This window comes from Burkholderia sp. Tr-20355, from assembly GCF_017104685.1.
In the GTDB taxonomy this organism is placed as follows: Bacteria; Pseudomonadota; Gammaproteobacteria; order Burkholderiales; family Burkholderiaceae; genus Burkholderia; species Burkholderia seminalis.
In genome coordinates this window covers 25,104-31,434 of record NZ_JAAGPK010000099.1, presented here as the reverse complement: position 1 = coordinate 31,434, position 6,331 = coordinate 25,104, and the positions used below count along the sequence as shown (strand labels likewise).

The window sequence follows — 6,331 nt, the reverse complement described above, 5'->3', positions numbered from 1 at the left end:
GCCGGTCGGCCAGCACCGCGCGCGTGCCCGTGCCGCCGCCGTCGATGCCGATCGCAAAAAGTAATGCCGCCATGCCTTCATCCCGCTGATTCGAACAGGGGCCAAGCTTAACCGGATCGGCGCCGCGCGCCCATCTGCCGTTCGGCCGGCTATCCCGCAAAATGGGCTTCCGCTATGCTGGCACGATCGATTCGACACTGAAAACGAGGCAGACGATGTCGCAGCGGTGCAACTGGGTGAAGACGGAAGCGGACGCTCACTATCACGACACCGAGTGGGGCGTGCCGTCGCACGACGATCGCCACCTGTTCGAAATGCTGATCCTGGAAGGCGCGCAGGCCGGGCTGTCGTGGTCGACGATCCTGAACAAGCGCGCGGGGTATCGCGACGCGTTCGCCGAGTTCGACGTCGACGCCGTCGCGCGCTTCACGCCGAAGCGCATCGACAAGCTGCTGGAGAATCCGGGCATCGTGCGCAACCGCGCGAAGGTCGAATCGGCGGTCACCAATGCGCGCGCCGTGCAGCGCATCCGCGACGAACACGGTTCGCTCGCCGCATTTTTGTGGTCGTTCGTCGGCAATACGCCGATCCAGAATGCATGGCAGTCGTACCGCGACGCGCCCGCGTCGACCGAACAGTCCGACGCGCTCAGCAAGGCGCTGAAGGCATACGGCTGCAAGTTCGTCGGCTCGACGATCTGCTATGCACTGATGCAGGCAACCGGCATGGTCAACGATCACGAGATCGGCTGCCCGTGCCACGCGCGGTGCGCGGCGCTCGGCCGGAAACAGCCGGCACGCAAGCGCAAGGCGGGCTGACCGCGCAGGCGCAGGCACCAGCGCCAGCCGGGCACCCGTCCTTCAACGCCGCCCGTGGCGACGGTGGCCACGGCGCCACCCGTCGCTTACCGCGCGGCGCGTGACGACGCCGGCACGGCCGACCGTGCGCTTCGCGCGGCCCGCACGCGTGCGCTGCGCTTCTTCACCCAGATGCAGATGCCCGTCACGCTCAGCATCGCGATGACGATGCCGAGCGCGCTGATCGCGACGCGGCCCGCGACGCCGGCGATCCGCCCCGAGTGCAGCGGAAACTGCGCCTGCATGAACAGGTCGCCGGCCGAGCCGCGGCCGGGCACTTGGGCGGCGACCGGCTTGCCCGTCACCGCATCCCAGTACAACCACGCGTTACCCAGCCCGACGTCCCCGTGGTCGTTGCCGGGCGTGAAGAACCCGACCGCATAGACGTTCATCGCCGGCGCGAACAGCAGCGCACCGGGCGGCGCGGTGATTCCCGCGTCGCGCCCGGCCGGGCGCGCGATCTCGACGATTCGCTCGCGCGGCAGCACGGTGCTGCCCGGCGGAGCCGGCGGGAAACGCTCGGGATTCGTGTACGGCGTCTGCGCGAGCGGCGACAGCCGCGACACCAGCGGGCGCACGACCGGAACCGCGAGGTTCATCGAGATCGATGTGACCGCAACGACCAACAGCAGCCCCCATACCCATACGGCGCCGGAGCGGTGCAGGTCGAATACGAGCGGATAGCCGCCGCGCCGCACGCGGAACGCGAACGACTTGCGCCAGCTCTTCAGGTTCGGGAACGCGAGCACGAGCGCGATCAGGCTGTCGATTGCCCACACGATACCGACGACGCCCATCACCCAGAACCCGAAGTTGATCCCGCCGTACTCGGGGAGGAACAGCGAGTAGTGCAGCCGGTAGATGAACGGCATCAGGTCGAGCCGCGCGAGCGACGGCGCGCCCCATTCGCGGCGGCCCTGCACCGCGCCGGTCGCGGGATCGACGGCGATCTGGCTGAAATCGATCGCGTACGGCCGGCCGGTCGTCGGGTCGGTGCGCGGTATCACGCCCGCCTGCAGCGTGTGCCCCGGCTCGACCGCGAGCGGCAGATAGGTCACCTGCACGCGCGGGTCGGCAGCCTCGATGCGCGTCGCCAGTTCGAGCGGCGCAAGCGGCGCGGCGCCGCTGCGCGCGACGTAGAAGTCGGGGTTCAACGCCGCGTCGAGCTCGTGGTCCCATGCGATCAGCGCGCCGGTGAGCCCCGCGACGAACAGGAACAGCGCGATGGCGAGCCCGAACCAGCGATGCAGGCGGACGAGAAACGGTCGCAGGAACGCATTCATCGCGTGCGCGGCGACAGGAAAACGGGCCGGCACAGGCGGCGGCCCCGGGTCGACGGGAGGAAGGTCATCTGATGTCAAATGCCGCGCAAGCGCCGGCCGGCCGCGCCAGGCGAGGCCGGATGCCCTTGTGCGCGGCCTGGAAATATTGCGCGTTCGGCGGGTCTTGATACGATGCGCAACATTTTATCTCAATGCGAATGATTCTTACTCGCATTTTTGCTCACCCGCCATGACCGTCGGCTTCGCGCGACCGCCCGTCCGTCCACGCCGCGAGGCCGCCGCCCCTGCCTGCTTCGCCGCCTCGCTCGCGCATGCCGACGATTCGCCGGCGCGACGCCGCTGCGCGCGACCGGCGGCCTCGATGCGCCAGGCTGGCTCGCCATCGATGCGGGCGCACTCCCCGACGCAGGTCGGCCGCCACGCCTTGACGCTGCGCGCGCCAATCGGCAGCGTGCAGAACCGCCGTTACCGGGAATATCAGTACGCGGATGACCTGAAGCCGGGCGACCCGCGCACGGCTGGCCTGACCGCGAAAATCGACTTCCGGACGCCGCACCGGCCGGCCGCCAATCGCGGCCGCCGGCCGGAACGGCCGCCCCGCGGCGAGCCTCGGGATTTTCCCGGACCCCAAAAGCGAAACGGCGGAGCGGCCTCTTTCGAGGCACACTCCGCCGTTTCGCGGCGAACCGTCAGACGCTCTTAGTGGAGCTTCTTCGGCAGCATCTGGCTGCGCAGACGCTTGTGCAGGCGCTTGACGGCTGCTGCCTTCTTGCGCTTGCGGACTGCGGTCGGCTTTTCGTAAGACTGGCGCTCACGCAGTTCAGCGATCAGGCCATTTTTTTCGATAGCGCGACGAAAGCGGCGAATCGCCACTTCGAACGGCTCGTTTTCTTTCAGAAGAATCGTCGTCATGTCGTTCCTAAATTGCTTAAACGGTCAAAAACGTAGCGGCCAAGCGCCACGCACCGGCCATCCGAGCGTCCCCACGAACAGGCGAAACGAGCGGAAATACGGCCTCGGAGGCCGGAAAAGAGAGGCGGAAAGCACCGCGAGTACGCTTCACAGCCGCGTGCAGCGCCGCGTTTGACTGCCAGCAGACATGCCGAAAACGGCAGAGGCGTGACAGAAATCTCAATTCAGCCCGCCATCATAGCAGGGAATCACAGACAAAACCATCCTTTTGTCGATCGCGGGCAAACGTTCCACCCAACCGGGCGGTGTTCCTCGCCCTGGCCACCACGCTGTCCGCCATGCCGGGCGAGCCTTCCCGGCGAAATCCCCTCTTCCGTCCCGAATTTCCTCAAACATCCCTCTAAAGTTTTCGCCGGGTGCCGCCGTCAACCAGGAAAGGCGGGCAGCGCCAGACGCGAAAAAGCGCAACGCCGAAATCAGAACCTGTCTGTATCTCAGGCATTTTCCAAAACGAGGAAGCAAATGCTGAACATCAACACCAACATCCTTTCGCTGACGACGCAGACGAATCTGTCGGGCTCGCAAAACGCGCTGTCGCAAGCGATCAACCGCCTGTCGTCCGGCAAGCGCGTCAACACGGCAGCCGACGACGCGGCAGGTCTCGCGATCTCGACGTCGCAAACGGCAGCGATCAACGCGCTGACCCAAGGCGTGTCGAACGCGAACAACGGCATCTCGATGATCCAGACGGCAGCCGGCGCGCTGCAGTCGACCGTCGACAACCTGCAGCGTATCCGTACGCTGGCAGTCGAAGCAGGCGACGGCTCGCTGGATTCGAACGCACGTGCGAACCTGCAGGCTGAAGTCACGACGCGTCTCGGCGAAATCGACCGCGTGGCAACGCAAACGTCGTTCAACGGCCAGACCATCCTGAGCGCAGCGGGCAACGTCACGTTCCAGGTCGGCGCGGCAGCCAACCAGACCGTGGCCGTCAACTTCGGCGCGACGGTGTGGACGAGCACGGGCGGCGGCCTGAGCCTGAGCGGCCTGACGGTCAGCGACCAGACGAGCGCACAGTCGGCCATCACGTCGATCGACGCGGCACTGAAGAACGTGAACACGTTCCAGGCAACGCTGGGTGCGGCACAAAACACGTTCCAGGCTGCGATCACGACGACGCAAACCCAGGCAACGAACATGAGCGCGGCGCGTTCGCAGATCACCGACGCGGACTTCGCGACGGAAACGGCGAACCTGAGCAAGGCGCAAGTGCTGCAGCAAGCCGGCATCTCGGTGCTCGCGCAAGCGAACTCGCTGCCGCAGCAAGTCCTGAAGCTCCTGCAGTAATCGGGAACACCCCGCGCCGGGCGAGCCGCCCGCGCGCACGGCGTCGTCCGCGTTGCGGCGCGCGACGGCGCCGGTTCGATTCGTCGGACCCGACACTCCAGGGAGGCATGCCTCCCTGCTTGCATTGAAACCGAAGTACGGCGACCCGCCGAAACGCGCGTCATCGCGCAAACGACTGGAGCACCCGCATGGCCACGACGAGCACGACGGATATCGGCAGCATCCTGGCGCAGGCCGGACAATCGATCATCAGCGGCGCGACCAATTCGACGCTCGACGTCAATTCGCTCGTCACGTCGCTGGTGCAGGCCAAGACCATCGGCCAGCAGACCACCCTCACGAACAAGCAGACGGCCGACAACACCGAACTGTCGGCGGTCGGCAAACTGAAATCCGCGCTGTCGGCGCTGCAGACCGCGATCACGGGCCTGTCGAACGGCACGACGCTGAGCGGCCTCGCGGCAACCGCGAGCGGCAACGGCATCACCGCGTCGGTCAAGAGCGGCGGCGGCGCGGTGGCCGGCTCGTACGCGGTCAACGTCACGCAGCTCGCCACCGCGAACAAGCTGTCGTCGGCCGGCATCACGTCCACGGACACGATCTCCGCCGGTTCGCTGAGCATCACGCTCGGCACCGGCACGGCCTTCAACGTCAACGTCGCGGCCGGTGCATCGCTGTCGGACATCGCGAAGTCGATCAACACGACGGCCGGCAACCCGGGCGTCACCGCGTCGGTCATCACCGGCTCGGACGGCCAGCATCTCGTGATCCAGTCGAACAACACCGGCGCGGCCAACACTGTGTCGGTGAGCGGCACCGGCGTCAATTCGAAGCTGACCTCGGGCTACACGACCGTGACGGCGGCCGCCGACGCGAAACTGACCGTCGACGGAACGCCCGTGACGAGCGCGTCCAACAGCGTGTCGGGCGTGCTGACGGGCGTCACGCTGAACCTGACGACGCAGGCGCTGAACACGACCCAGACGGTCACGCTGTCGCCCGACACGACGGCCACGACGACCGCGATCAACGCGTTCGTCAGCGCGTACAACACCTACGTGACGACCGCGCAGTCGCTGTCGTCGTACGATCCGAACACGTCGACGGCCGGCCCGCTGCTCGGCGATTCGATGCTGAACACGATCTCGAACGGACTCGCGACCGCGATCAGCGGCGGCGTCACGACGGGCGGCTCGACCTATTCGCTGGCGGCCATCGGCATCAGCCTGCAGGCGGACGGCACGCTGCAGGTGGACTCGAGCGCGCTGAACACCGCGCTCACGTCGAACAACCCGGCGGTCGGCGCACTGTTCAACACGACGAACGGTGTCGGCCAGACGCTCAACAACCTGGTCAGCAACTACACGCAGACCAACGGCCTGATCGACCAGCGCACCACCGCGATCAACGCGGACCTGAAGAGCCTGTCGGACCAGGCGACGCAACTGCAGAACTACTCGGCCCAGCTGACCACGCAGTACAACGCGCAGTTCACCGCGCTGAACAACCTGATGGCGACGATGGCGAACAACACGAAGTACCTGACCCAGCTGTTCGGCGGCACCAACAGCGCGGGTGCGCTCGCCACCAACAAGTAACGCGCCCTTCGCACGACACCGGACGACGACCATGACCATGACGACCGATGCCCTGAACCATGCGCTGCACCTGACCCAGGCGATGCAGTCGGCGAGCGCGTTGCGCGACTGGGAGCGCGTCGCCGCGCTGGCCGACGCGCGCTCTCCGCTGCTGATGAGCCTGGCGCCGGAGCAGACGCCGGCCGCGCTCGACACGATCCGCCGGATCATGGACATCGACGCATCGATCACACAGGACGCGCAGGCCGATCGCGACCGGCTCGCGCAGCAGTTCACCGCATCGCGCGAGCGGATCCGCGCCGCGAGCGCCTACCAGACGACCGGCATGCTGTAA

General features: G+C 66.8%; 6 protein-coding genes. 4 read left to right on the top strand and 2 right to left on the bottom strand.

Annotated elements, in window-relative coordinates:
• Positions 1-215 precede the first annotated feature (215 nt).
• On the top strand, positions 216-818 hold the full coding sequence (locus tag G3N62_RS22895; protein ID WP_034188092.1) for a DNA-3-methyladenine glycosylase I: 603 nt from the start codon (positions 216-218) through the stop codon (positions 816-818).
• 86 nt (positions 819-904) lie between these two features.
• Here G3N62_RS22895 and G3N62_RS22890 read toward each other — a convergent pair whose 3' ends face one another.
• Both G3N62_RS22890 and rpsU read right to left on the bottom strand, forming a co-directional pair.
• Complete coding sequence (locus tag G3N62_RS22890) at positions 905-2,140, bottom strand: PepSY-associated TM helix domain-containing protein (protein WP_124671325.1); 1,236 nt, start codon at positions 2,138-2,140, stop codon at positions 905-907.
• A gap of 699 nt (positions 2,141-2,839) precedes the next feature.
• Positions 2,840-3,052 carry a 30S ribosomal protein S21 gene (gene rpsU, locus G3N62_RS22885; RefSeq protein WP_006401410.1) on the bottom strand — a complete coding sequence of 71 codons (213 nt, stop codon included), beginning with the start codon at positions 3,050-3,052 and terminating at the stop codon, positions 2,840-2,842.
• Positions 3,053-3,574: 522 nt separating this feature from the next.
• Here rpsU and G3N62_RS22880 point away from each other — a divergent pair.
• The 3 genes from G3N62_RS22880 (at position 3,575) to G3N62_RS22870 (ending at position 6,331) form a co-directional block, all read left to right on the top strand.
• A complete protein-coding gene (locus G3N62_RS22880) occupies positions 3,575-4,399 on the top strand; it encodes a flagellin domain-containing protein (RefSeq protein ID WP_034188094.1) in 825 nt (274 codons plus the stop codon).
• Between the two features lie 188 nt (positions 4,400-4,587).
• Complete coding sequence (gene fliD / locus G3N62_RS22875) at positions 4,588-5,997, top strand: flagellar filament capping protein FliD (RefSeq protein ID WP_124671327.1); 1,410 nt, start codon at positions 4,588-4,590, stop codon at positions 5,995-5,997.
• 37 nt (positions 5,998-6,034) lie between these two features.
• The gene (locus G3N62_RS22870) at positions 6,035-6,331 is read left to right on the top strand and encodes a flagellar protein FliT (protein WP_059559395.1); all 297 of its coding nucleotides are present in this window, start codon (positions 6,035-6,037) and stop codon (positions 6,329-6,331) included.

Excerpts from the sequence above, each read along its gene's own strand:
- G3N62_RS22895 (WP_034188092.1), top strand. The coding sequence starts at position 216 with ATGTCGCAGCGGTGCAACTGGGTGAAGACGGAAGCGGACGCTCACTAT.
- G3N62_RS22890 (WP_124671325.1), bottom strand. The coding sequence starts at position 2,140 with ATGAATGCGTTCCTGCGACCGTTTCTCGTCCGCCTGCATCGCTGGTTC.
- rpsU (WP_006401410.1), bottom strand. The coding sequence starts at position 3,052 with ATGACGACGATTCTTCTGAAAGAAAACGAGCCGTTCGAAGTGGCGATT.
- G3N62_RS22880 (WP_034188094.1), top strand. The coding sequence starts at position 3,575 with ATGCTGAACATCAACACCAACATCCTTTCGCTGACGACGCAGACGAAT.
- fliD (WP_124671327.1), top strand. The coding sequence starts at position 4,588 with ATGGCCACGACGAGCACGACGGATATCGGCAGCATCCTGGCGCAGGCC.
- G3N62_RS22870 (WP_059559395.1), top strand. The coding sequence starts at position 6,035 with ATGACGACCGATGCCCTGAACCATGCGCTGCACCTGACCCAGGCGATG.